The 25,702-nt window shown below is 42.7% G+C and carries 22 protein-coding genes; 10 read left to right on the top strand and 12 right to left on the bottom strand.

Annotation, left to right across the window (positions count from 1 at the left end; genetic code table 11):
* Window positions 1-6 precede the first annotated feature (6 nt).
* From V7R55_RS03790 to V7R55_RS03780, 3 genes are all read right to left on the bottom strand, one after another.
* Window positions 7-1,149: a sensor histidine kinase gene (locus V7R55_RS03790; protein ID WP_334057484.1), complete on the bottom strand. Its 1,143-nt coding sequence runs from the start codon at window positions 1,147-1,149 to the stop codon at window positions 7-9.
* A gap of 136 nt (window positions 1,150-1,285) precedes the next feature.
* On the bottom strand, window positions 1,286-2,749 hold the full coding sequence (locus V7R55_RS03785) for a sigma-54 dependent transcriptional regulator (protein WP_334057482.1): 1,464 nt from the start codon (window positions 2,747-2,749) through the stop codon (window positions 1,286-1,288).
* Window positions 2,750-2,912: 163 nt separating this feature from the next.
* A complete protein-coding gene (locus V7R55_RS03780) occupies window positions 2,913-3,713 on the bottom strand; it encodes a flagellin (RefSeq protein WP_334057480.1) in 801 nt (266 codons plus the stop codon).
* A gap of 232 nt (window positions 3,714-3,945) precedes the next feature.
* Here V7R55_RS03780 and pseB point away from each other — a divergent pair, with 232 nt between their 5' ends.
* The 9 genes from pseB (at window position 3,946) to V7R55_RS03735 (ending at window position 13,028) form a co-directional block, all read left to right on the top strand.
* Complete coding sequence (gene pseB, locus V7R55_RS03775) at window positions 3,946-4,947, top strand: UDP-N-acetylglucosamine 4,6-dehydratase (inverting) (protein ID WP_334057479.1); 1,002 nt, start codon at window positions 3,946-3,948, stop codon at window positions 4,945-4,947.
* Window positions 4,944-6,119, top strand: coding sequence for a UDP-4-amino-4,6-dideoxy-N-acetyl-beta-L-altrosamine transaminase (gene pseC / locus V7R55_RS03770; RefSeq protein ID WP_334057478.1), 1,176 nt, complete (start codon window positions 4,944-4,946; stop codon window positions 6,117-6,119). The genes pseB and pseC overlap by 4 nt, the downstream gene beginning before the upstream one ends.
* A gap of 45 nt (window positions 6,120-6,164) precedes the next feature.
* Window positions 6,165-6,854, top strand: coding sequence for a pseudaminic acid cytidylyltransferase (gene pseF / locus V7R55_RS03765; protein ID WP_334057476.1), 690 nt, complete (start codon window positions 6,165-6,167; stop codon window positions 6,852-6,854).
* Window positions 6,855-7,104: 250 nt separating this feature from the next.
* On the top strand, window positions 7,105-7,959 hold the full coding sequence (locus V7R55_RS03760; protein ID WP_334057474.1) for a hypothetical protein: 855 nt from the start codon (window positions 7,105-7,107) through the stop codon (window positions 7,957-7,959).
* Between the two features lie 10 nt (window positions 7,960-7,969).
* A complete protein-coding gene (locus tag V7R55_RS03755; protein ID WP_334057472.1) occupies window positions 7,970-8,593 on the top strand; it encodes a class I SAM-dependent methyltransferase in 624 nt (207 codons plus the stop codon).
* A 17-nt stretch (window positions 8,594-8,610) separates the two neighbouring features.
* Window positions 8,611-9,336: a WbqC family protein gene (locus V7R55_RS03750; protein ID WP_334057470.1), complete on the top strand. Its 726-nt coding sequence runs from the start codon at window positions 8,611-8,613 to the stop codon at window positions 9,334-9,336.
* Complete coding sequence (pseI, locus tag V7R55_RS03745) at window positions 9,333-10,397, top strand: pseudaminic acid synthase (RefSeq protein ID WP_334057468.1); 1,065 nt, start codon at window positions 9,333-9,335, stop codon at window positions 10,395-10,397. Before V7R55_RS03750 ends, pseI begins: the two co-directional genes overlap by 4 nt.
* Before the next feature lie 22 nt (window positions 10,398-10,419).
* On the top strand, window positions 10,420-11,853 hold the full coding sequence (locus tag V7R55_RS03740) for an NAD(P)-binding protein (protein WP_334057466.1): 1,434 nt from the start codon (window positions 10,420-10,422) through the stop codon (window positions 11,851-11,853).
* A gap of 122 nt (window positions 11,854-11,975) precedes the next feature.
* Entirely contained in the window at window positions 11,976-13,028 is a 1,053-nt protein-coding gene (locus V7R55_RS03735) for a putative sugar O-methyltransferase (protein WP_334057464.1), read from the top strand.
* A 157-nt stretch (window positions 13,029-13,185) separates the two neighbouring features.
* Here V7R55_RS03735 and V7R55_RS03730 read toward each other — a convergent pair whose 3' ends face one another.
* The 8 genes from V7R55_RS03730 to V7R55_RS03695 all read right to left on the bottom strand — a co-directional run bounded on the left by V7R55_RS03730 (window position 13,186) and on the right by V7R55_RS03695 (window position 23,250).
* Complete coding sequence (locus tag V7R55_RS03730; protein WP_334057462.1) at window positions 13,186-16,575, bottom strand: motility associated factor glycosyltransferase family protein; 3,390 nt, start codon at window positions 16,573-16,575, stop codon at window positions 13,186-13,188.
* Window positions 16,576-16,578: 3 nt separating this feature from the next.
* A complete protein-coding gene (locus V7R55_RS03725; RefSeq protein ID WP_334057460.1) occupies window positions 16,579-16,902 on the bottom strand; it encodes a hypothetical protein in 324 nt (107 codons plus the stop codon).
* Window positions 16,899-17,327, bottom strand: coding sequence for a flagellar export chaperone FliS (gene fliS, locus V7R55_RS03720; protein ID WP_334057458.1), 429 nt, complete (start codon window positions 17,325-17,327; stop codon window positions 16,899-16,901). The genes V7R55_RS03725 and fliS overlap by 4 nt, the downstream gene beginning before the upstream one ends.
* An 18-nt stretch (window positions 17,328-17,345) precedes the next feature.
* Complete coding sequence (fliD, locus tag V7R55_RS03715; RefSeq protein ID WP_334057456.1) at window positions 17,346-18,776, bottom strand: flagellar filament capping protein FliD; 1,431 nt, start codon at window positions 18,774-18,776, stop codon at window positions 17,346-17,348.
* Window positions 18,777-18,790: 14 nt separating this feature from the next.
* The gene (locus V7R55_RS03710; RefSeq protein WP_334057454.1) at window positions 18,791-19,276 is read right to left on the bottom strand and encodes a flagellar protein FlaG; all 486 of its coding nucleotides are present in this window, start codon (window positions 19,274-19,276) and stop codon (window positions 18,791-18,793) included.
* A gap of 92 nt (window positions 19,277-19,368) precedes the next feature.
* Window positions 19,369-20,190: a flagellin N-terminal helical domain-containing protein gene (locus V7R55_RS03705; RefSeq protein ID WP_334057451.1), complete on the bottom strand. Its 822-nt coding sequence runs from the start codon at window positions 20,188-20,190 to the stop codon at window positions 19,369-19,371.
* 724 nt (window positions 20,191-20,914) lie between these two features.
* The gene (locus V7R55_RS03700) at window positions 20,915-21,739 is read right to left on the bottom strand and encodes a flagellin N-terminal helical domain-containing protein (protein WP_334057449.1); all 825 of its coding nucleotides are present in this window, start codon (window positions 21,737-21,739) and stop codon (window positions 20,915-20,917) included.
* 689 nt (window positions 21,740-22,428) lie between these two features.
* Window positions 22,429-23,250, bottom strand: a complete 822-nt coding sequence (locus V7R55_RS03695; protein ID WP_334057447.1) for a flagellin N-terminal helical domain-containing protein — start codon at window positions 23,248-23,250, stop codon at window positions 22,429-22,431.
* Between the two features lie 242 nt (window positions 23,251-23,492).
* Between V7R55_RS03695 and V7R55_RS03690 the strand changes: the two genes are divergently transcribed.
* Complete coding sequence (locus V7R55_RS03690; RefSeq protein ID WP_334057445.1) at window positions 23,493-24,479, top strand: hypothetical protein; 987 nt, start codon at window positions 23,493-23,495, stop codon at window positions 24,477-24,479.
* Here V7R55_RS03690 and flgL read toward each other — a convergent pair.
* Entirely contained in the window at window positions 24,476-25,699 is a 1,224-nt protein-coding gene (flgL, locus tag V7R55_RS03685) for a flagellar hook-associated protein FlgL (RefSeq protein ID WP_334057443.1), read from the bottom strand. The two genes, V7R55_RS03690 and flgL, sit on opposite strands and share 4 nt — an antisense overlap.
* Window positions 25,700-25,702: the final 3 nt, after the last annotated feature.

The raw sequence follows: 25,702 nt of genomic DNA, 5'->3' as shown, positions 1-25,702 counted from the left end.
TATGACTTACGCGACATGAGTCAATGTTTGTGAAGTTTTAGCATGCGCCGAGCACGGTAATGACACGCTAAAGCAAGCCCCACCTTCTGGTACGTCAATGATGTTAAGTGAACCGCTGTGCGCATTTACCACTGACTTCACTACCGCAAGACCTAAACCTGTACCATGCGTTTTTGTTGTAAAAAACGGTTCAAAAATTTTGCCTTTTAGACTCTCTGGAACCCCAGGGCCTTTGTCGACCACAGATACATGTAAACGGTGATCACTCACTGTTGCCTGTACGTGCACACGCTCTCCTTTGGGAGTAACTTGGCTTGCATTATGGATAAGGTTTAGCAACGCGCCTTGGAGTGCTGTGAGGTTACCCGTGATAGAAAGATCTTGTTCAAATCCTGAAAACGTTAACGTCTGCTGCGCTTGGGCTACCATGCTATGGGCACTACCCTCTATCGAGGAAAACAGCTCACCTAAACTGATCTGGCTGACCACCTGCTCTTCGCCCGATTTAGCGAAAAGTAGCATGTCATTAACCTGGCTTTCTAACTCTTTAAGCCTGTCAGTCAACTTATTAGCAAACTGGGTTTGCGCTTCTTCGCCTAAGCCTTTGCGCGTTAAATTCGACGCATATAACATAGCTGCAGAAAGTGGAGTTCGAATTTGATGGGCAAGTGATGCCACCATTTTCCCGAGGGAAGACAAGCGCTGCATATGGCTTACTCGCGCCTGCAGCTGACGAGTTTCAGTTAAATCTGTGATGACAATGAGCTGACCTGGCTCATTTTCCAGTGGTGTAATAGAAAGTTTTACTCGTCTTCCATCAACAAGCGAGACTTCATGGCCGTCATCAGCACGAGGCTTAAACGAGCGCGTAATAATACTTCGCCACACTTCTTCTTCAAGCGGTTCACCTAACAGCGCCTTCGCTTGTTCGTTGGCTTGGCGAACAATGCCCTTACCATCGATAACAATAACGCCTGCAGGCATTGCTTGAAGCAAATGTTCGAGCCGACTCGCCTGCAATCGCAGTGATTCGATATCATCACTTTTCGACGTTTGATAATCAGCTCGAATTACCGTCGAGCCATCGCCGTTGAGCGCAAATGCTGACGCTAAATACTCTGTAGATTCTAGTGTGCTGTCAAAAGCCATATTATCCTCGTCAAATTGCAGACGCTGTTTAACTATGGCTTAGATAAAGCAGAAGATATGCCAACTTAACATTGGCTTATTTATCAAAAGGATAGGTGGTATTTTTAAGTAAATGCGTAACGTCAATTAGCTGACATTACGCTTCTTCGGTACGCTGGATATCGTATTTTCGCATTTTTTCAACAAGCGTGGTTCTGCGCATTCCAAGCTTGTCGGCGGCACGTGCTACTACCCAATCTTGGTTTTCCAAAGCTTGTTTTATGAGATTCACTTCCAGCTCAGAAAGGTATTCTTTCAGGTTGACGCCTTCCTCAGGTAACGAAGAGGACACCATGTTATTTAGACCATCGTTGCCCTGCTCGTTGACGTCTTCTTCTGGCTCTTGTGCAGCAGCCTCGGCAAATAATTCGTTAAAGGCTTCTCGCTCAAGCATTTCTTCTGGATAGTCTGGCTCGTACGCCTGAACATCACCGTACTGATACTTTTCGGGTAAATCAGCAATATCAACAATTTGACCAGGGTAAAGAATGGTTAATCGCTCAACTAAATTTGAAAGTTCGCGAACGTTCCCCGCCCACTCATGCTCCATTAACGAGGCTATAGCCTGCTCGGTAAAACGCACGCTCTCAACGCCATCCCCTTGAATTCGGCTATTCAATTCTTGAAGAAGTAAGGGTATGTCGTCTTTTCTTTGTCTAAGTGCAGGGCTGTCGATTGGGAAAACGTTTAGTCGGTAGTACAAGTCCTCACGGAACTTGTCTTCACTGATCATGGTTTCAAGGTTGCGGTGCGTTGCAGCAATAATGCGTACGTTGCATTGAAGGGGCTTATTCCCGCCTACCCGTTCAAACATACGTTCTTGCAACACACGTAATAACTTAACCTGCATTTGAAGGGGCATATCACCGATTTCATCAAGGAATAATGTGCCGCCTTCGGCTAGCTCGAAGCGCCCTTTACGCGCGCTGATGGCTCCAGTAAAGGCGCCTTTTTCATGACCAAACAGCTCGCTTTCTAGCAGCTCGCCTGGGATAGCGCCGCAGTTTACCGGAATGAACGGACCGTCTTTACGTTCAGATAAAAAGTGAACATTACGTGCAACCACCTCTTTACCCGTACCAGACTCACCTAAAATCAATACGGTAGCGTCGGTCGGTGCGACTTGCTCAACTAAGCGCCGCACAATTTGGATTTGCTCACTTTTGCCAACAAGGCTTCTGAACAATCGGGTTTTCGTGCCTGCCGCGCGAGATAAACCGGGTTTGCGTCTAGAGTACTCTTGGCAGCGATGTATAGCCTGCGTTAAAACTGGGTAAGTTAATGGTGTTGCAATAACACTAACCAGGTTACAGCTTGCAGATGCCTGTGTATTACTCTCAACTAAAGCGACGAACGGTATGTGTGGAAACTTTTCTACCAGATTACTTACTGCAGTGGGCGAGCGGTACTCGATAAGCACGGCATCTGCACCACTTTCATGGAGGTATCGCTCGCATTCACTGAAGCCTCGTGACTGGCACGACTCTCCCATGAAGGTAACGATAGTTTCCAAGTTTTGAATAAGTTCCTGATTATCACTAATCAGCAAAATGTTCTTCATCAATTCCCCGAGAACGCTTTGTTATTATTTACAGTTTAGCGCATTTCTAAATTGTAACGACAAAAGATCGGAGCGCAACCGCTGTTTTGGGAAATATATCAATAAAAAAAGCAGGTTACCCTGCTTCTTTCGATTAAATTTACTAAGTTCTACGTAAAAAAGCCTAGCTCAACAATGATAAAACTTGGCTTTGCTGCTGGTTCGCTTGGGCTTGAACGGTAAGTGCAGCCTGACCTATTACGTCATTTGATGCTTGTTGCGAAGCGGCTTGCGCAAAATCCAGATCTTGAATACGGCTCCGTGCTTCTGCGGTATTTACGTTAGCTTGAGTGAGCGAACGCGCAGCACTTTCAAAACGATTTTGTGTAGCGCCTAAATCGCCCCGCGCACTGCCGAGGGTTTCTATAGCCGCATCTGCTGCACCTAGTGCATCTTCAATACTAGTGCCTGACGTAATATCGATAGATAGAACATCATTGAGCTGCGCAGCAACATCCTGTGTATTAACGCTAATTGATTGACCAGGGCTAGAACCTGACTGAAATTCTAGTGAGCCATTTTCAGATAATAACGGCTTGCCGGCAAAATTTGTTTGCTCGATAGTTTGCGAGATGTTTTCTTGCAGCTGAGTGATTTCAGATTGAATTGCACGGCGATCACCACTACTCAAAACACCACTGCCTGACTGCAAGGTCAATTCACGAATACGGTTTACATCATCATTAATGCTGCCTAAACCACCTTCTGCAACCTGTGCAAGTGAAATTCCGTCATATACATTATTTAATGATTGGCGGTTACCTTCAACTTCAGATGTTAATCGGTCGATGATTTGCTGGGCTGCTGCATCGTCTTGGGCATTGTTAACTTTTTTACCAGAAGCCAGCTTTTCAAGCAGATTGTTCTGCTTTTCTTGAATCTGGCCAAGTGGCAAATTTCCAGAATCAGAACCAACTTTAATCATTACCAGTATCCTCTCCAATTACTACTTTAATAGTATAGTAAATAGGCAACCAAAACGCGAGTGGGCGCTTTTATCGGATGTATCGTTAAATATACTCATTGAAAAACATCAAACATTAAGAGCGAATATTGGTCATCGTCAACAACTGAGACTCTTTAAAAACTAATGGTTTATGGCAATAATGCCGACACATGGTATATTTAATTCACAACCATAAAAAAGCGAGCGGAACATGTTCGACGGCAAATCTATTTTGATAACGGGTGGTACTGGGTCATTTGGTCATAAGTACACCGAAACATTGTTATCACGCTATAAACCAAAGCGCTTAATCATTTATTCTCGCGATGAATTGAAGCAATTTGAAATGCAGCAAAAATTCAATGCGCCTTGCATGCGTTTTTTTATCGGCGATGTTCGAGACAAAGACAGACTTGCCCGCGCAATGCAGGGCGTAGACTTTGTCATTCACGCCGCAGCCATGAAACAAGTTCCCGCAGCAGAATATAATCCGACCGAGTGTATACGTACTAATATTGATGGTGCCGAAAATGTAATTAATGCAGCAATCGACAACGGCGTAGAAAAAGTCATAGCACTTTCAACAGACAAAGCGGCAAACCCTGTGAATTTATATGGTGCAACAAAGCTTGCATCAGACAAATTATTTGTCGCGGCAAATAACATGGTTGGGGCCAATAAACCTCGCTTTTCCGTTGTGCGATATGGAAATGTTGTGGGTTCTCGAGGCTCTGTTGTCCCCTATTTCGAGAAGCTTATTGAAGAAGGTACAGATCATATCCCTGTTACACATCAGGATATGACTCGTTTTTGGATTACCCTCCAACAGGGTGTTGACTTCGTGCTCAAAAACTTTGAACGAATGCTCGGGGGAGAAATATTTGTTCCCAAAATTCCTTCCATCAGAATAACCGACCTTGCGAAAGCCATGGCGCCACACATTCCAATCAAGATTGTAGGTATTCGTCCTGGTGAAAAGCTTCATGAAATGATGTGTCCAGGAGACATGGCATTTCATACATTCGAATATGATGATCATTTTGTTATCGCGCCAGCGATACGCTTTTTCCATCGGAGTAATAATTTCACGTCAAACGCGTTAAATGAGCACGGTAGAACCGTCTCAGAGGGCTTCGAGTATGTCTCAGACACTAACCCACACTTTCTTTCAATTGAAGAAATAGTCAAATTTAACGGAGCTCCCGCGAAGTGATTCCTTATGGCCGACAAGATATCGATGACAAAGATATAGAAGCGGTTATCTCCGCCTTAAAATCAGATTGGCTAACCCAGGGCCCTTGCGTTCCTAAATTTGAAAGCGCGGTTGCCGACTACTGCGGTGTAAATCACGCTGTCGCTGTCAACAGTGCTACGTCAGCACTGCATCTCGCTTGTCTTGCCCTGGATGTAGGGCAAGATGATATTGTGTGGACGTCACCTAACTCCTTCGTCGCGTCAGCAAATTGTGCTGTATACTGTGGCGCTAGCGTAGATTTTGTCGATATTTCGCTAGATAATGGCAACATGTGTGTGGAGGCTTTAGAAGAGAAACTGGTTTCGGCTAGAGCGAACAATACACTTCCAAAAGTAGTGATACCCGTCCACTTCGCTGGACAGTCATGTGATATGAGAACCATTCACACGCTTGCAAAAGAATATGGTTTTAAAGTCATTGAAGATGCATCTCATGCCATTGGTGGTGCTTTCGAAAATATGCCAGTCGGACGATGTGAATACGCTGACATTTGTGTGTTCAGTTTTCATCCTGTGAAAATAATCACCACTATGGAAGGTGGAATGGCATTGACGCCTCACGAAAAATTAGCGCGTAAAATGATGCAGTTACGTAGCCATGGAATAACAAGTGATTCCAGCCAAATGTTAAATACTCCTGACGGTCCTTGGTACTATGAACAGACTGACTTAGGTTTTAACTATAGAATGAATGACGTTGAAGCAGCATTAGGCACGAGTCAGCTTTCCAAATTAGACCACTTTGTGGGTGCGCGAAACTCACTCGCGTTGATGTACAATAAACAATTGGCAGCGAACTCCCTAATAAGCCCTTTGGCGATATCGCCTGATGTATATAGTAGTTATCACTTATACGTAGTACGTATTGACGGTATTAATCAACCTCAACACAAATACATGGTCGAGTCTTTGAGGTCAGAGGGAATTTTTGCGCACGTTCACTACATTCCCATTCACTTACAGCCCTACTATCGTTCAAGGTTACCGCAAGATTACTGTTTGCCGAATGCGCAACGGTACTACCAGGAAGCCATAACACTGCCTTTGTATCCAAAACTAACACCTTCAGAAATTGAATTCGTTACCGATAACTTAACTACGTTAGTAGACAAAATAGCATCTGAACTTTAGGCAATATCCTAAACACCAAAGAAGCTAAAACAAGAGCTTTGCACCATGAACGTAGCGATAATACCAGCAAGAGCCGGCAGTAAACGTATACCACATAAAAATATCAAACACTTTGCAGGAAAGCCCATAATTGCTTACTCGATTGAGCAAGCGCTAGCATCTGACGCCATCGACGAAGTGATTGTATCTACTGACAGCGAAAAAATAGCCGAAATAGCGCAACAATACGGGGCTAAAACGCCTTTTTTACGTCCTGCTTCTCTTGCCCAAGACGATACGCCGACAATGCCAGTTATTTCGCATGCGTTGTCTCAATTATCGCTGAATCATGTCATAGAAAATGTTTGCCTAATTTATCCAGCTGCTCCATTGATCAGTTCATTCGATATTGATGCTGCATATTCTCAATGGATAGCCACCGACAAAGATTACATTTTTTCTGTTGTTTCCTACGCCTCACCGATCCAACGCGCCCTTTACTTTAACGAAGAAAACGAACTCGCAATGTTATTCGAGAGTAACCTCAATAAGCGTTCACAGGAATTAACCCATACATTTCACGATGCTGGCATGTTCTATTGGGGACGAAAAGACGCTTTTGAGGAAGAAAGGATCGTGTACTCTACTCGAGCCAGTGTATATGAGTTATCGCGATGGAAATCTCAGGATATTGATACCCCCGAAGATTGGGACTATGCCGAGCGACTTTATAAGATTAGTGTTTCAAGCGATTGAAACGTCAATCAGTTTATTGTGAAGATCGACACCTATGACCACCTTCAAAAGTACAGGGGCAGCATCGACTAACCGTTTAATCGTTGTGTGTGAAGCAAATAGCGACGTAGGTTTTGGACATTTTTTTCGATGTTTGCACTTAGTGGACGCGTTAAGAACGATATATGGAATTTCAATTTACTGGGTCGGAAACTTCGACGCTTCACTTTCTGAGTTATTAAGTGATAGAGGCTATTTCAAAGTTGATGCCGTGGATATAGACGGTGCAATAGCACAAACCCTATCACTGTCTGCCCGTGCGGTTTTATGTGACACTTATAAACTGACAGAAGAGCACACAAAAAAATTGCACCAACAGTTTAAAGTCTGTGTTATTGATGACTTCGGTAATACCTCTCAATCAAGCGTAGACACGATAATAAATTTTACTGTTGCAGCAAACCGATATAAGTACACCGCAAAACAACAACTGTTAGGCCCACGATATTTTCTGTGTAATAAAGCATTAGACAGAGTCCGGAAAATACATCTATCTCATTATCAAGCCGAAAAAGTTAGGGAAATATCCAATGTGCTAATAGCAATTGGAGGACATGATAGGCTGTCAATAGGTCCTCATATTGCCGACTTATTATCGCTAAACAAACAATATAGCGTAAGTTTGTTAGGCGCTTATTCTTCTTTGACAAAAATTAAGCGCTATCAACATATAATTAGAACTCGAGATATGGCGTCACTTTATGAAAAAGCGGATCTTGTCGTGTCTGGAGGTGGATTAATAAAATATGAAAGTGCGTATTGTGGGATTCCAAATATTGTGGTTGCCCAAACGCCTGAACAATACGCAGAAACGCTGGCGTTTCAGGATGCTAACCTGTGTTATGCAGTCGGAAGCGCTGCAACGGCAGTGCGTAGTATAAGCTTAGCAAATGAGGTCGAACAAAAAGACCGTTCTGCGTTTAACTGGTCATCTCAAGAATTAATTGAAACAGCCGATAAAGCTTTGAAACTGCGCAAACATCTCGTTCAGGCGTCATGCACACACTTTGAAGATAATGCCACTGCAAGAACTGCGGCGGCGATTTTTGATGAACACTATGCTTAGGAGTAAACTGGTGAGTGATAAGATTAAAGAGCACTACAGTAATCTATTTAAACAGCATGGAAGAGATCATGTTTCTGTTCAATACTCTTCGAAAGAAAGTCAGATAAATCGCTTTGAAATTCTTCTTGATGTTGCGGATTCAATGACAAGTATCAGCGATATGGGCTGTGGATTAGCCGACATATTACCACTTGTCCGCGAGCGGTTTGGCGATATCCCCTATCATGGTTACGATTTTGTCGAGGACTTTATACACAGCGCGAAAGACCAATATGATGCTGACCAGAACGCTTCTTTTCATACCTTTGATGTCAACAAAGATGACACTAGTATTGAGACCGACTATGTCGTTCTAAGCGGCATGCTGAATAATAAGATGGAGGATAATGCTGCCTTTACTGAAAACACCCTTAATGCAATGTGGCGGACCTGTAAAAAAGGGATAGCATTTAATGCATTGTCGACTTATGTAGATTATCAGGACACCCATCTTCATTACCATGACCCCTTGAGCCTGTTTGATTATTGCAAACGCAACTTATCTCCCTATGTGACGTTAAGACATGATTACGATGTTAAGTCTCATTCTATACCTTTTGAATTTACCATTTACGCGTATAAACAAGGGTTTTAGTAGAGCGCCATATCACGATGACTATATCAACTCACCCCGTCAAACAAGACACATTGTGCGCGATAATGCAGCCGACTTTTTTACCGTGGTTGGGGTATTTCAATCTTATAAGCAAAGTAGACACATTTGTTTTTCTTGATGACGTTCAATTAGATAAAAGGTCATGGCAGACAAGAAACAGACTGTTCACGGGGCAAACTGTAAACTGGGTTTCTTGTCCTATTCAGAAAACGAGTAGAGATACGCTGATTTGCGATGTTGATATTAGCCAGAATACAGAATGGAAAAATAAGCTAATAAAAACGATCACATACAACTATGCGAAAACCCCTTTTTTTAATGATTGCTCCGAATTGCTATCAATCGTTGAACATGCGCCTTCAGATAAATTGTCGCTTTTTAATCAGCATATAATCAGCAGCATTTCAGATCTACTCGGCTTCAATGCAAGTTTCGTCAAGGCGTCTTCGCTTCACTGTGACGGTAAAAAGTCACATCATCTTTTGAAAATATGTCAGTCAGTCAACGCTAATCATTACCTTAGCCCAAGGGGGTCACAGGACTATATTGAAGCTGAAGGCATATTACAAAACGCGCTAGATAGCGTTACCTATCAAGACTTTCGTCCAACACCCTATCCACAATATCACGCCAGTGGTTTTGTAAGCCATTTAAGTATTGTTGATGCCGTGGCGAATATTGGATGGAAAGCAACCAAGCAGCATATCGTAGGACACCCATGAACGGCACAAACCTTAAACCTATTGAACTCTCAAACTGTACCATCAGTGACGAAGATGCTCCTTTTATAGTCGCTGAGTTATCAGGTAACCATAACAACTCAATAGACGTCGCATTGCGTTTGGTTGAAGAGGCTGCAAAGGCGGGCGCTGATGCATTCAAACTGCAGACCTATACCGCTGACACAATGACTATTGACTCTAATGAGCCCGACTTCTTAGTGACAGGAACCGGTGAAAAGTGGGAAAAGCGGACACTCTATGACTTGTACTCAGAGGCCAGTACACCGTGGGAATGGCACAAGCCGATATACGATAAGTGCAAGGAACATGGCATGATCCCATTTTCTACTCCTTTTGATGAAACTGCTGTCGACTTTCTAGAGTCTCTTGATAATGAGATTTATAAAATTGCCTCGTTTGAATTAACGGATATCCCCTTAATAAAAAAAGTCGCATCTACGCAAAAACTCATAATAATGTCTACAGGGATGGCTACGGAAAAGGAAATTGAAGCCGCAATGAGTACTGTGAGAGAACAAGGAAATGATAAAGTCGTTTTGCTCAAATGCACCAGTGCTTACCCAGCCAAGTATGAAGATGCCAACTTAAAGACAATACCTTACATGCGTGAAAAACATCACTGTTTTACAGGACTGTCAGACCATACTTTAGGTGCGGCTTCACCGGTAGCTGCTACGGCCCTCGGCGCACGCGTTATCGAAAAGCACTTATGTCTAGATGGACACGAGGGAGTTGATAGCCACTTTTCTATGAAGCCAAGCGAGTTTAAGCAAATGGTTGATTTGGTCAAGAATGGCTTTGAGGCGTTGGGGACGGTTCAAAAAGCCCCCTCTGATGGTGAAAAAGCCAGCCGTAACTACCGTCGCTCAATCTATGTTGTCAAAGACATTAAAGAGGGCGAGCTTTTGACCAGAGAAAACATTCGCATTATTAGACCGGGTTTCGGACTTTCGCCTGAACACTATGAAGCTGTATTGGGCAAAAAAAGTCGCATCCCCCTCAAGCGGGGTACCGCGCTTCCAGCTTCTTTCATCGAATAAGCTAAATTCGTGAGGTAGTATTATGACATGTCAATCAGTGGTTATCGTTGGAAGTGGTATTGCAGGAATTTATTCTGCTCTACTTGCGAAGACAAAATATCCTAACGCGCATATTTCCTTAGTGGAAAAAAGTGAGCAGCTGGGTGGCTTACTGTCATCGAAGAAAATCGAAGGCCATTGGTTTGACTATGGAACCCACGTGCCTCGGTATACCGGAGACACTGATATAGATGCACTCCTGTTTTCTTCAATAAAATTATCTGACTATTGGCAGTTTCAAAATATCAATGCAGCTAATGTTGGGCCTTTCAATACACTCTACACAGATTCTCCAAATCCATTTTTAGGTAGCAAAGCTAATACGCAACTTGCTCAACAGCTTTTGGAGCTAACACAAGAAAATAATGATACGAGATACCACGAACAAAATTTTGACTCACTGAAGTCGCAGCTTGATGCCACCTACGGTCAAAACTTAACCAAAAACTTTTTTGCGCCACTGATGAACAAGCGTTTTGGCGCGTGTCTATCGGAGATGGCAACAGATAGTCATAAGATTATTGGGCTTCAGCGCTTAATATTAGGCGACGGTGAACTTATGCGAAAACTTAAGGGTTCACCTCGTCTAGATGAAATTCTTGCCTTTGCATCTCAAGAAGAGGGGCTCTCGCCCTTCAAGAATATTTATCCCAAAGGAGATAAAGGCATTCGTGTTTGGATCGACAGCTTGGTCGCCAACTTAGAAAAGTGTGGTGTTAACATATACACACAGACAGGCATTACCGAACTCAACATGACTGACGACAGGGTTATAAAAGGTGTCGTTTTGTCTTCAGGACAACGTATCGATTGTAATCTGCTTGTTTGGACAGCCCCACTTAATATGCTTATTCGAACAGCAAAATTGACGTATATGCCATCGATACGCCCGATATTTCGTACCTCTTCCCTTTATCATTTCGTATTTCCCGATCCACCTAAAATCTCGTCGAATTATGTAAACGTTCACGACCCCGCGTTTTCTAGTTTTCGTGTAATGCTTTATAGCAATCTTGCAAAAACAACGACTGATGCACACCGAGTGACCGTTGAAGTGATGCATGATATTGAAGCGCCAGCTCCATCACGTGAAAGCATTTGTCAGGAACTTTACGACATGGGCATCATGCCTGTAACAAGCCGCCCTTCACTCACTCATGTTTTAGCAGCTTCGAGTGGGTTTCCAGTTTTGACTCCGGCATTTAAAAAGGAAATGGGAGAACAAGAGAAATTGGTTGAAACAAAAATAGCGAACGTAGTGACTCTAGGCAAAGCCTCAGGTACGGCCTTTTTTATGGCCGACGTTTTGAAAGAAGCGAAGAGCAAGCTTAATCAATATTTTGAAAGAAATTTTGACGACCACAACGAAGATAACATCGATAAGTCTCGACAGGCTGTATCAAATTTATCATCGTAATTTTCGCTTTTATATTCGAAATCTATACCGTACGAGACGGTGTAACTCATATTCACTAATATCGCTAAGGTTAATAACCTTCAAGTAGATTGAACTTAACGCTAGCGTAGAAAAGGTTAACTATGGAACGACATGCTTTTGAACAAATGTGTAGGTCTGCTTTTGACGAGATGAAAAAGCAATCAATGCTGTATCAACCCACAGATTTTTGGGCCGGTGCATGCATCGAGATATTTGATAACATAAAAAAAGAGGGAATTAGCAACTTTCGTCGCGCCCAGCTTCCTTTGTCTTACTTTGTGCCCACTTATGGCTATCCGGGGAATGGACTAGGCAAGCCAAGCGAAGCGCTCATTCAGCCAATATTAGGCACTGAAATGCTGTCTGAAAAACAACAGCAAACCTTGACTGCTATGCTCTCAGGAAGAAGCCAAGCTGAAGCTGACTATCGAGTTTTACTTGCCAGTCATTCCGTTCATAACAAATCAAATTTAATGCACTTTTCAGAGAGCAAAGTGGGTGATCCCATCGAACACTTTGAGTTCGATGGGAACTGGTATAGTCGCTCCGCACTTAATTATTTACTCGGCCTATGTTTCTTAAACCAATATACACCGATTAGCGATATACGCACCGTCGTAGAAATTGGCGGAGGCTATGGCACGCTTGGAGAGGTATTAGTTAAAACGAACGATAAAATACGATACCTGGACTTTGATATTGCTCCTACTCTAAATGTGGCAGAGTACTATCTGTCAGAAGTATTCGGTAAAGACAATGTGGGTGGTTTTTTCCGAGGTGAAACACCTCGAGAGGTGGTCTCAAATGCACGCAACCTAAATGTATTTGGCGCATGGCAGATTGAGGAGCTCAATGAGCCGATTGACTTGTTTGTTAACTTCATTTCATTTCAAGAAATGGAACCAGAAATTGTACAGAACTATCTACATCATATTGATAGAGTCGAAGCAAAATGGGTATTGCTGAGAAATATACGGGAAGGTAAGCAAAGCATCAAAACCCATGGTTTTGGAGTGAAAGATCCAATATTCACTGATGACTATGGCAGAATGCTACCTAATTATGAATTAGTGGCCAATAATGTTCGCCCCTTTGGGTTAAAAACCATTGACGGGTTTCATTCAGAGCTGTTGTTGCTCAAAAGAAAAGCGTAGTTTGATAGTCTAACGCTCTCTATTTTGTACTAAGCACGCGACGCTTGAACCCAAGTGTCGCCATTTCGGAGGTAATGTACTGACTCTTGTATATTGATGCCGCCACAACCACTTTCCTGCAGGCTGACTAGTGCTTAATAGATACCTGATTCAAAAACTATTTTACTTTGCTTTTACTGACCAATATTTCAATCGTAGCGAAGTTTTCATCGCGTAAAGTGGGAAGATAGCGCAACCGTTCACCCGACCCCGTGACTAATGCGCTCTCAGACAGCGGCGATTCACTAAACGCTATAAAGTTGTGGCAATCATAGATGTAGAAATCATCAAAACAACCTAAATCGAACTTACTAATAACTTCGCTACTTGGAAGTTCACTAGGGATTTTGGGCAAAACAAACTTTATTTCGTCGCGACACGTTGAAGCAAGCACAGCAATGTAGAAGCTGTATTCTTCGGAGGAGCGATACTCATCCCCCCAGGATAACGTTTCAAAGAGTGACGGGACGAAAACAACCACTTTATTATCTAACTGCGACGGATTTTCAAGAAATTGATGAAGATCTTCATATTCGCTCACAATGAGACATTGCTTTTCACTTGCCTTCACGGTTTTTACATTCTTAAATCGCTCAATAAATACCGTACTAACTGCATCCGCGCTCTTTCCTAAAGGCAGCGACAATGTTTTACCCATCAACGTTAATGCTTCTTTTGAACTAACACTATCAACAATAATTTTATTTTGTGAGAAATAATACTTAAGTGCGGCCCGTTGTCTTTCTAGCGGAAAACTTGTTACGAAATCAAGTTCATAAGGCGCAAGGGTCATACTATCAATTGCATCTTTTAAAAATACCTCCCAGTACCCTAACGTCCGTTCGAACACTTCAAATACCATATCTTGGTCTTCGAAATTAAGTATTTTATTGAGTACGCTATTAATATAGTTGACCGAGCCATTCATGTAATAGAACAAGGTTGCACATCCGCTGTGATAAGCGTCTATAAGCTCCATTCGAATTTCATCAATACACTTTTCTGCCGCTTCTATAGAATCGAGTTTTTGCTGAGCAATATCACGTAGATTTTGTAAGCCTTCGAGAAGGCTTTCAAGCTTATGCTTTTCATTATAGCGCGAAATAAAGAGGTCTTTATCAACCAGCGCGTAAGCCTCGTGTTCAATCCAATCGATTAGCTCACGCTTCTGCTCAATACTTGATGAGATGATGACATTCTCTCTATGTAGCGCGCGCGCCCCTTCAATCTTAGCGCCATCGTTTAAATTATAGAATTCGGTGTCATAGGCTGCTATGGTTTGCTCCATTATGGTCTTCGACATTTTAAATTCGTACTTTGTATTTACATAAGGCCGAAGGTTGCCCTCAACGATAAGGGAAGCATTGTATTCTTCTTGATAGCTATAAAGTTCTTTTCCGTTGGCTTGGTAATATCCCGATGATTTCGAGTGATGATGGTTGATATCCACAAACCCCATATCAACGCCAAAGAGATACACTTCTTTAAATCCGATTTCACAGATTAAATTGACGACAAAATTAGACACGGTTGGATATGAAGTTTTTAAACCCGCGAAGGATTGTTCTGGAAACAAGGCACTCATCATTAAGCTTGCGGCCTCGCCCGTTTTTAGCGCCAAGTAAGCATCTTTATAAAGCTTAATCGTGTCGGGATGAATACCATTACAACTAATTAAGCGTATTTTTTTGAGGTATTCAGGGTCTTCAATACGTGTACTCCAATCGAATGTCGACCGATTTTGTTCAACCTCAGCATGAAAGTCAGGAACAATTCCATTTTTGTGAAGAGCTTGAAGCGCGGTGCCGCAACTGACGATTATCGCTCGCTCCTTTTCTTCATGAAGTAGAGGCATTAGGTTATCCAGTGACGGCCCATTGCCAACCACCAGTACCGGGACATCATCTAAAAGCTTATGGCGATTTTTGTCATCAAGCTCAGACAATAACCGTACCTTATTCTCTAATGCCCACTTAGTATGTGCTACGCCATACCTTGAATGCTCAAAATAATCGCCCATGGCAACGATTAAACGCAGCTCCTCACGAAGCTTATTAATCGCGGGTTCCAATAAACTATTGTCATACCCCTTCAACAAGTAAGTGTTCGTTAAGTTGTAAGTACCAATAGTTTGGAACTGACGTAATATATCTTTACCCAGGTGTGTTCCATCATCGCCGATGTTTAAATATAGACGGCCTTCCTTTTCGTCAATCTTTTGTAATATAGCCGCCCAATCAATCGAAAAAAGTGATGCGTAAAAAAAGTCTCTGTTAGGTTCGACTAAAAACAGTTTCTCAACATCGTATTCATCAAGTAGCTTTTTGAGTTGCAGTCCCTGCCCTAATCCAAACATTATCAAAGATTTGATCTCTGCAGGCAGCGCACCTTGCGCCTCTGCCATATTCTTCATTTCTTGTTGGACTCGCAAAACTGTTTGATAGTGGAAATATCGCTTCAATTTTCCACCCGTATAACTTAACACCAACCCATCACGGTTCGGGTTTGTCTTAAACATTTCAATTACGCTATCGGAGTCATCCTGAGGGTTGCTTGTGTAGAGAAAACTTCCCGTTTTTTTATGGACGAGGTTCACCAACCCACTGTCACTGGCGACCACTTCCCAATGAGAGGTTTCATAATCAGCAAACTCTGCAGCTATAGAGGGAAAGTAATGCTCTAAGGCGGAAATATTTGACGCAAAAAGTTCAATATTGAGATTCGATTCGTTCCATTCTCTAGGATTGACAACGGGCGGCCACGGAACAATGTAATCCAAAAAGGACCTTTTCTGATTGTATAATTTGCTAGTTTTACTCAGCACCCAATCCGTGTTTTTCAACGCGTTATATATGCCATCGAACGCGTCTGAGTGATAGTGAAAATAAATAAAGGCCTTATCTCTACTGACGTGTTCATAGAACTCAGAGAAATCTTTGAATAGCGACTCACCATTTTTTTCAATTTGCAGATAAATCGCTATATTGTTGCGCTTCGCTAGTTCAAAAATGGTTAGCCAAACACCGGTGTAAAGAGAGCACACTAGGTAGTCGATATTTGGCTCATAGATAATAATATGTTTTAACGAGAGGTGACTCGCCATTAGCATAGGCAAGTGCGCTCCAAGTCCAAGCCCCATGATAACAAGCGTATCATTAGGAGAACTCATGTCATTTTGAGTAAAGGCTAATTCGGGCGCAAATGAAAAAGAAGCGGGAGCAGCCAAAAAGCTTTCGACACTGCGCTTAATGGAGTCGTTGATTTTCGCTCCATACAGAACGTTACCTGAACCATAATCAACTACATCAAATTCACCATCAGCATTAAGGTATATTGAGGTTTTCTGCTGACGATTTCTGTTTAACAGGCTGTAGATTGACGGCATATTCCGTCTGAACGCTAGAAGGCTGAGGTCTACATTACGCGAGAGGACAGGAGCTTTCTCGTGCTCGATGTGGGCTTGGTGTTCTTCATCTTTACCTAAAAAAAGCTGTATGGCTTTGCGCATTTTTTACTCGTATCTCTTTAATGCCGCTTTCGCTCTTTTGAACTCTAGCAATTTATCTTTGTAAGCCTTGAGCAATTTATTTGCCATTTTATCTAAGTGTGCCTGAATCTCGCTTTCATTTTTAGCAAACTCTTTGCGATCATCTCCAGATAAGCGTTCGAGTTCACGAATGATAACCTTGTGGCGAATTTCAATACAGCGGAGCAGTTCAGGAAATGTGTTATCCCCTTCTTCATCATTAAGGCATTGGATAATGTGCCTATTGAGTGTTTTGAGAAAAAGGGGAGTATAGGAGTGGTTTAACTCTGGTATTTTATCGATTATCACACTGCTTCACGGTTTTGACGCTGCTTTTCATAAGCCTCAGCTTTTGCGCTTTCTGGAATTTGAACCCAAGCATCTCGAATTGGTGTAAGAAGATTAGATACTTCATCTAAAATATTCAAGTCATTCTGTACGTGAGCATCGCCTATTCTTGTAATCATATAATCGTACAAGGCAAAGAGATTTTGCGAAACTTCTCCGCCTGCTTCCATATCTAATGTATCGCGCAGGTGAAGAAGTATTGCATTCACCTTTGAAATAAGTTCGCTTTTAGATGCAAACTCTCCGCGCTCCATTGCACCTTTGGCGTAAGCTATTCTATCTAAAGCTCCCTGAAGTAACATTAAAGTAAGCTTATGCGGATCTGCACTAGCCACGTCTTGTTTTAAGTTACCTTTGCGGTACGCATTGATACCTTTAAGTGACATATCTACTCCTATCTATCTTTACAATGCCGCTAACAACGCAGACCCAGTGCTATTTAATTGAGAGACAGTTTGGTCTAAGTTTAAATATTTACCACGGACTATTTGTTCAAAGCTAACCATTCTTAGTTCTAGCGTCTCTCTATCGGCATACACACTTTCACGCGCATCTTTTGCAGACTTTTCTCTTAGGCTAATTAAACCATCTGAAGCTGAGAACTCGTCTACAAAATTATATAGTTTAACGGCAATGCCCTCGTTTTCATCAGTAAAAAGTGTCGCTATGTCATCAAAGTCATCTTCGAGAGCATCTTTTAAGCGCTCTTCACCTGAACCCAAACCAAAGTCATTAGATGCGATTTCCAATCGGCCATCTTCGTCCAACTCAACGCCAAGCCTAAAAAGACCACCTAACCTAGATGTACTTACGCTGTCGCCAACGATGGAGGCAAGGCCCGACTGAATACTGCGAAGTAACGCATCACCCGCTAGTGCGCCATCTTCTTCAAGTTCGGAAGCACCGTATTTAGTAAGCTTCTCTATTTCATCTGCCAGAGAGTTGTAGTTTTCAACAAAATCTCGAATTTTTTGTTCGAGTCCCTCTTTATCAAATCCAATACTCAACTTAGTGGCGATGGGATTGCCGACATTATCTAATGGTGACAACTCATTGACGGTGAACGATACATTTTGGATGGTATTATCAAACTCATTGCTTTCGCTTTGCACTTCAATACCATCTACCAAAGCAATTGCATTTTTCGCTGATTCGATGTTTGTTGTAGATATATTGTTTGTGCCGCCGGTCGTTGATAAACGATCTAACTCAGTATTTCCAGTATCGTTGTTAATAACCAAGTCGTTACCATTTCCCGTTTCTTCAGAAACAAAAACGAGTCTGGGGCCCGCCCCAGTTCCGGTTTCAATAATATTCGCAGTAACGCCAAAATTATCTTCTGAGTTATTTATTTGTTCTCGGAGTGATGCAAGTGTTGTGGTTGCATCAATATTAATAGTAAACGATTTAGTCGCACCAACACTGAAGGTGAGTGAACCTGTTCCGCCAGACAGCAGAGGGTCGCTACTTGAAGAAAAGGCACTGGCGTCAGTCGTAATACGACTTCCAGTTGCTAATTGTTGGACGGTTATGTCGTAATCACCACGGAGCGCGGAGCTCGTCGCATCTGCCGATAAAACATCATCGTCCTCTGACGGGTTTGTCACCGTTGGCTCACGACCATTAATGTCACTGTCGGTTCGAAGTTCATCAACGGCATCTTTGAATTCTGAGAGCTTTGACTTGATAGAACCTAGCGCAGAAATTTCAGCTTCAACCGCTTCCTCACGCGCGTTCAATCTATCTTCTTTTGGCTTTCGCTCCGCATTGATAAGTTGCTGAACTAGGTCATCTAAGGCTAAACCAGAACCTACACCTAACGAACGAATTGTCATAGCTCACCTCACACTCAAACTTCGTTATTGATAAATACCCCGACGCTGGCCCCCACATCCTGTTGTAATTCCTGTATCCGCTCGGCAAGTGCTAGCACTTCTTCGGAAGGAATTTGCCGTATAACGTCACCGGATTGCCCATCAATGACTGTTACCACTGAACGCGCTGTATCTTCATCTATAGAAAATGCCAAATCTCTATTCTGCACTTTCAAAAAAGACTCAACATCGGAAATCGCTTGTCTAACTGCGTCTTCCGTCACCTCTCTGTCTTGGGTATCGGCTTGTTCGCGCAAACCTTGAGGTGAATTTCGCGATAGCCCCCCTTCATTTTGAAAGTCAGCAGCATTCAATCGAGCATTGCTTTGACGGCTATCGTTTTTATTTGTTTCAACTTGCTCTGCATTCACTTGCCCAGTACGCTCTGGTGGCGAAGACTGGACTGGCAAAGCAGAACGCTGTGCAAGAGACTGGCCATTAACGGTATTTTGAATATCCACTTTATGCCTCCTTAATTAAACGACAAAACGGACACTCACAACTACGCAAGCATCCGTTAGCTTTTAACTAAGCCAATGTAGGTTAGTATAGCTTATCCTAGCAGTGATAGCGCTGTCTGTGGACGCTGATTTGCCTGGCTAAGAATTGAGACTGATGCTTGTTGAATAATTTGGTTTCTTGTCAACTCTGCAGTTTCGGCTGCAAAGTCAGTATCCCTAATCTGAGAGCGGGCTGCCGCCACATTTTCCGAGATACTGCTTAAGTTTCTGATAGTTGATTGGAAACGGCTTTGTAAAGCACCCAGTTCTGCACGAGAGCTACCAATCACCGACAGAGCAGCATCGATATCAGATAACATAGCAGATGCGCCACCAGCAGACAGGACATTACCATCAATCCCCAAACCTGACGCTCCGTATCCACCTGAGCGCGACAAGTTAACGCTTATAGTTTGACCGCCATTTGCACCAACTAGGAAAACAGCTGAATATCCACCCGTCAGCAGACTGACACCGGCAAACGATGTTGTCTCGCCTATGCGAGACATTTCAAGGCGTAAGGCTGACACTTCTTCTTGCAAAGCAACACGGTCAGCCGAACTGTTGATACCGTTTTGCGCTTGAACAGCAAGCACACGAATCCTTTGCAAAGACGTTGTTGTTTCTTGCAAAGCGCCTTCTGCAGTTTGCGTCAACGAAATTGCGTCGTTTGCATTTCTAACAGCTTGGTTTAGGCCTTGAACCTGTGAAGTTAGACGGTCAGTTATTTGCAGACCAGCGGCATCATCGGCAGCGCTATTAATGCGAAACCCTGATGATAGACGTTCGAATGATGTGTTAAGCTTGCTACTTACGTCGAAAAGTTGACGCTGCGCATTCAGCGAAGACACATTTGTATTCACGAATAAAGACATTGGATTACCTCCTAGAGATTTGATTGCAACCTGAGTTAAATCAAACCCTTCCAGTTCATGTTAGTTAGGTCACTACTCCTAACCAACCCCTCTCATAAAAGTAAACTAAATTACCCCTCGACTATAGGTATCGGCCATTTCTTTAGAGTCTTTAGTTTTTTTTGCATGTTTTTCTAAAAAAATTATTAACTTGCTGATTGCAAAAGTAATTAAACGTCACTTTTAGAATGAAATGATTGTCTGATGCAACTGAGAACTACCAGCTCTTCTGTATTAATCAATGGCAAAAAAGTGAACGAGATATGAAGTTTCAAAAGTGGCGTTTGGCGATGAGAGCGCTGCGATTTTATAGAGCGTTTTAATAATTCAGAACTTAATTGTAAATTTGGCATCAAACATGCTTGCTATTTGGGCGTACTAATATTGTTTGACAGATGCTTTGAATTGAATATCGATTTGGGGATCTGATTGAAATTGAAAACAGGTTGGTATAAAAGATAAAAAAAGACCGAGACAAAAATCTCGGTCAATTTGCCCATGTTAGGAGATTGAGCAAATTTCGTTTTATGTCGGCTGGCAGGGTTTAAGTAGGATAAACTGGCCTCTCAACCAACACTTCTACACTCTCAGTCCTGTTAGTCGGCGCTTTGTTTAGAGGCGGTCTTTTGACCGCCTCTTTGTTTTGGACTGGCCTCTCAACTCCTTCCAAAACTGCGCCTTCCTATTAACCTCCAAGAAGCGATAAAGCTGCTTGAGGACGCTGGTTAGCCTGCGACAAGACTGTTGTTGTAGCCTGTTGAAGAATCTGGTTGCGTGTCAATTCCGCAGTTTCCGTAGCAAAATCTGTATCTTTAATTCGCGAGCGTGCTTCAGAGACATTTTCAGCAATGTTGCTCAAGTTACGAATAGTGGACTGGAATCTATTTTGGATAGCACCTAGTTCCGCTCTCGTGCTTCCGACAATAGAAAGGGCCGCGTCAATATCAGATAGCATTGCTGATGCACCACCAGCAGATAGAATATTACCATCGATACCAAGTCCAGACGCTCCGAAACCTGCCGTTCGAGATAGATTAATGCTTATCTTTTGACCTGCATTCGCCCCAACCAAGAATGTCGCAGAGTATCCACCAGTCAGGAGGCTCACGCCACCGAATTCAGTTGTCGATCCTATTCTAGACAATTCCAATCTTAGTGCCGATACTTCTTCTTGCAAAGCCACTCGGTCTGCAGAACTGTTTATCCCGTTCTGCGCTTGTACAGCAAGAGTACGAATACGCTGAAGTGCCATTGTTGTTTCTTGCAAGGCACCTTCCGCTGTTTGTGCAAGAGAGATCCCGTCATTTGCGTTACGTACAGCCTGATTCAATCCTTGAATCTGAGATGTCATCCGGTCAGTAATTTGAAGCCCGGCTGCATCATCAGCAGCGCTATTTATTCTGTACCCAGAAGAAAGTCGCTCAAATGCTGTGCTTAAGTTGTTACCAGTGGTAAATAATTGACGTTGTGCATTTAATGATGACACATTGGTATTCACAAATAGACTCATGGGTCTCTCCTAACAGTTTCGAGTTTTGCGCTATTGCTTTTATTATTTGCGCAGTTATTTTAAATTTTTGGCATAGCCTGTGCTTTGTATATGGTGTCAGATTAATCTGACGTTTCATTGGCACACTACTAATGAAACTTGCTATACAGAGAATTTACTTCTCTTTGCTGGCCGGTGAGTTTGTTGTTCCAGACCTCAAACCTCTCACTACCTCCTGGCTTCAATCTCGCCGGTTAGCAGCTCCAACCGTCTTTACAAACCTTCCTTTTTATCGACTTAAAATGCATTTACTTTAAAACTATTTTAAGCCCAACAAAAGAAACACAAGACCCTGATTTTCCTAACTAAAATAAAATATAGATAATTAATTAACACAATTAAAAAACCATCTGTTACCGGGCATTTATTGTTATTATCACCCTTTTGGAAAGGTATTTTATCTTTACCTCCCCTTTGTAATAGTTATCGTCCAATAGACAGATTTACTTTAGTATTTTTTTAGGAATTTTGAGATATGCGACAAGAAAAGAGAAATTGAATTAAAAATCAACAACTTAGTTTTTTAAAAGCGCCTTAAAGAGGCGTTATTTACTGATAGGACAAATTAAATTTTGGGGTTATACAAAAAAGCTGGCCAATGAGGTGGCCAGCTTGAGTATATTTTAGCCGTATAGGGCTAGCTCCGCAGATTAACCAAGAAGCTGCAACGCAGCCTGAGGGCGCTGATTAGCCTGTGCGAGTACCGTGGTGCTTGCCTGCTGAATGATCTGGTTTCTTGTCAAGTTTGCAGTTTCAGTCGCGAAATCTGTATCCTTAATCTGAGAACGGGCAGCAGATACATTTTCTGCGATATTACTCAGGTTGCGGATAGTAGACTGGAAACGATTTTGCAGTGCACCGAGTTCGGCTCGCGTGCTACCAATTACCGATAGCGCCGAATCAATATCAGATAACATTGCTGAGGCAGCGCCGGCAGACAAAACGGTACCGTCGATACCCAAACCTGATGCACCAAAACCACCCGCTCTAGACAAGTTCACACTAATTTTCTGACCCGCATTAGCACCAACTAAGAATGTGGCTGAAAAACCACCCGTTAGAAGGCTGACACCACCGAATTCAGTTGTTGAACCAATACGTGACATTTCCAATCGAAGCGCTGAGACTTCCTCTTGAAGAGCGACACGGTCAGCAGAGCTGTTAATACCGTTCTGAGCTTGTACAGCCAACGTTCTGATGCGCTGCAGGGCATTAGTTGTTTCCTGTAAAGCACCCTCTGCCGTTTGTGATAATGAAATCGCGTCATTAGCATTACGAACAGCTTGGTTTAAGCCTTGTACTTGTGAAGTTAGGCGATCTGTAATTTGCAGACCTGCAGCATCATCAGCGGCGCTATTGATACGAAAGCCTGAAGACAGGCGTTCAAAAGACGTGCTCAATGAATTGCTTACATCAAATAGCTGACGCTGGGCATTCAATGAGGATACATTAGTATTGACGAACATAGACATAAAGTCTCTCCTACACTCTCAGTCCAGCGTTTGCTGGCCGCCGGGGGGATCCCGACTTTTTTTGTTTTAGTAGTCATCAACTACTGAGGGGTAATTGACGAACTGGCTCTCTCAGAAACTGTATCGACAATAAACATGTTCTCTTTAGAAAAAATTACGATTTTTGCCGATAAGCGGTAACATATTGCCGTCATAGGAGTAAAAATCAGTTATAACTCGTGGATTTTTAAAGGGGATTTGGATTGAATAAAAGTTTAAAAATGTTCGGTGTTCAACGCATTTCAAAGCCCGCATTGCATTGTGCGTTCACTGATTTAATTGCAAATCCTTTCGACGAAAGTCAAAGTACGTTACTGTGCTGCTATCGCCAAGCAACGAATCATGTCAGTGCTGACGGAGTATTGGTGGTAATGACTATTAACAAGGATTCATTCAAAGTCTGCCGCCAAACGATTCTAAGTGAAAATAATGCCGATCTAAGAGACCCTAAATTTTCTTTTGATGGCAACCGCCTGATATTAACAGCCTACGCTAAGACTCAAATAGAGGGCGGGCAAGTGCTGACTAAAATGCACACTTATTTTTCAACTACAGGGCAATCTTGGTCAGGAAAAAATAGTTTCGGTAAAAACGGCTGGTGGTTGTGGAATCATGATTGGTTTGGTTCTGAGGCTTACGGATTTGCTTATAATCAGTCATCAAATACATTATCGCTCTATAAGGGCGACCCTACTCGAACTATGCTGCTTCATAAAAATGCCGTATTTAGTTTAAACAAGCAAGGCAAGGGCTACCCCAACGAAAGCACTATTCTATTTAATTCTAATGGCTATGCTTCTGTGTTTCTTAGGCGTGACGCAGATACATATAGCGCACAATTTGGTACATCGAGACCGCCGTATACCAAATGGCGGTGGCATGATTTAGGTACCTATATTGGCGGTCCGGCCGCAGTGACGTTAAGTGAAAACCTATATATCGTTGCAGGAAGACATGTTGATTGGGGCTCACATCAATTTACAACCAGGGTATGGCTATTTGATAGCGTAACAAAAATATTAACTGAACTAAAAACGCTGCCAAGCGGTGGAGACACAAGTTATCCTGGCTTGGTGATTGAAGGCGACAACCTTTATATCTCTTATTACTCCAGCCATATCGACAATCAAGCCAGAGTTTATATGGCGCACTTGAGCGGCATTAATAACTTGATAAATTATGACCGCTAAACAAAATCAAATAGCGACAAGTTAGCGACTTTAGGAAACGTTGCTAACGCTGCACTCAATGCAGTCTCTTGCTTTGCAAACTCAGTAGATGCTTCTGCATAATCCACATCCTGAATAGACGAGCGCTGTGCTTTCGCGGCAATTTCCATATCTAAATTGCTTTCGTAGGTGCTCTCCGCGATGTTCAACCGACTACCAATAGAAGCACGCTCTAAAGAAAGCTTCTCAAGCCCGTTGTCTAAACCAACTAATGCATCGGCTATCGATTCCTGAAGCGCTGAATTATCAATAGTGGAATCCATTAAAATAGTTTGGATTTCGTGGATTGACTGGGCCATGCTTTTTTTCTCTGGGGCATCAAACGATAGATCGATGCTATCACCAGGCGCTGCTGTGGCTTCGAATTCCATTCCCTTGATGGTAAACGGCTGACCAGACGTAAACGACACCGTGTCAATAACGACACCAGTACCTTGGTTGACCAACTCAGCTTGTCCGGATGCTAGAAAATTAATGCGGTAATCGTTGTTTCCTGCGTTTACAGGGTCGTAATTCTTGTCGAAAAAGGTATCAAACGTTCCCTGCTGTCTCACTGAGGCAGTAGTCACCGTTGCCCCCGTTGTGCCATCAACTGAAAATTTAAATCGCGATAGCACGTTTTCAAAAACTTCATATCCGTTACTGGTGGATTGAACCTTCGAGCTATTAGATAGCTGCACAAAGCTTACACCAGGGTCGCCTGCAAAGGTAATGGCATTCCCACCCGCTGCTGGGTTGTATTCAAACGCCTGGTTGCCAGACTGGAAGCCCGCATACAAATAATTGCCATCTGCATCCTGTGTGTTCATCAGATCAAACACTTCAAGTTTTATCTGCTCTAGTTCCGCACCAATGGCGCGTTTATCAGGATCATCTAAGATCCCATTTCCAGCCTGGACGATAAGCGTGCGTGCACGGTTAATTGAATCAGTAATATTGGTTAGCACGGCCTCTTGCTGTTCAAGCGACCCCGTTACCAAATCATTATTACGCTGAAACTGAGTAAGCTCATCAATTTCTTCAGTTAAGCGCAGCACCTTCGCCGCACCAACAGGATCGTCGCTGGGCGTGATTATGCGTTTACCGGAAGCTAGCTGTTCTTGGGTTTTCGCCAAGTCGCCCTGATTTTGCATAATCGAGCGCATGTTTTGATCATAAATTTGATTCGTTGATATACGCATAAC

The sequence above is a fragment of the Alteromonas sp. S005 genome, from assembly GCF_036864475.1.
Taxonomy (GTDB): Bacteria; Pseudomonadota; Gammaproteobacteria; order Enterobacterales; family Alteromonadaceae; genus Alteromonas.
The sequence above is the reverse complement of the archived record's forward strand: the minus strand, read 5'-3'. Positions and strand labels throughout refer to the sequence as shown.

Coding starts and splice junctions, on each gene's coding strand:
- V7R55_RS03735 (WP_334057464.1), top strand. CDS start 11,976: ATGGAACGACATGCTTTTGAACAAATGTGTAGGTCTGCTTTTGACGAG.
- fliS (WP_334057458.1), bottom strand. CDS start 17,327: ATGTCACTTAAAGGTATCAATGCGTACCGCAAAGGTAACTTAAAACAA.
- pseF (WP_334057476.1), top strand. CDS start 6,165: ATGAACGTAGCGATAATACCAGCAAGAGCCGGCAGTAAACGTATACCA.
- V7R55_RS03785 (WP_334057482.1), bottom strand. CDS start 2,749: ATGAAGAACATTTTGCTGATTAGTGATAATCAGGAACTTATTCAAAAC.
- flgL (WP_334057443.1), bottom strand. CDS start 25,699: ATGCGTATATCAACGAATCAAATTTATGATCAAAACATGCGCTCGATT.
- V7R55_RS03695 (WP_334057447.1), bottom strand. CDS start 23,250: ATGTCTATGTTCGTCAATACTAATGTATCCTCATTGAATGCCCAGCGT.
- V7R55_RS03740 (WP_334057466.1), top strand. CDS start 10,420: ATGACATGTCAATCAGTGGTTATCGTTGGAAGTGGTATTGCAGGAATT.
- V7R55_RS03705 (WP_334057451.1), bottom strand. CDS start 20,190: ATGTCTTTATTCGTGAATACAAATGTGTCTTCGCTGAATGCGCAGCGT.
- V7R55_RS03730 (WP_334057462.1), bottom strand. CDS start 16,575: ATGCGCAAAGCCATACAGCTTTTTTTAGGTAAAGATGAAGAACACCAA.
- V7R55_RS03780 (WP_334057480.1), bottom strand. CDS start 3,713: ATGATTAAAGTTGGTTCTGATTCTGGAAATTTGCCACTTGGCCAGATT.
- V7R55_RS03790 (WP_334057484.1), bottom strand. CDS start 1,149: ATGGCTTTTGACAGCACACTAGAATCTACAGAGTATTTAGCGTCAGCA.
- pseB (WP_334057479.1), top strand. CDS start 3,946: ATGTTCGACGGCAAATCTATTTTGATAACGGGTGGTACTGGGTCATTT.
- fliD (WP_334057456.1), bottom strand. CDS start 18,776: ATGACAATTCGTTCGTTAGGTGTAGGTTCTGGTTTAGCCTTAGATGAC.
- V7R55_RS03750 (WP_334057470.1), top strand. CDS start 8,611: ATGACTATATCAACTCACCCCGTCAAACAAGACACATTGTGCGCGATA.
- V7R55_RS03700 (WP_334057449.1), bottom strand. CDS start 21,739: ATGAGTCTATTTGTGAATACCAATGTGTCATCATTAAATGCACAACGT.
- pseI (WP_334057468.1), top strand. CDS start 9,333: ATGAACGGCACAAACCTTAAACCTATTGAACTCTCAAACTGTACCATC.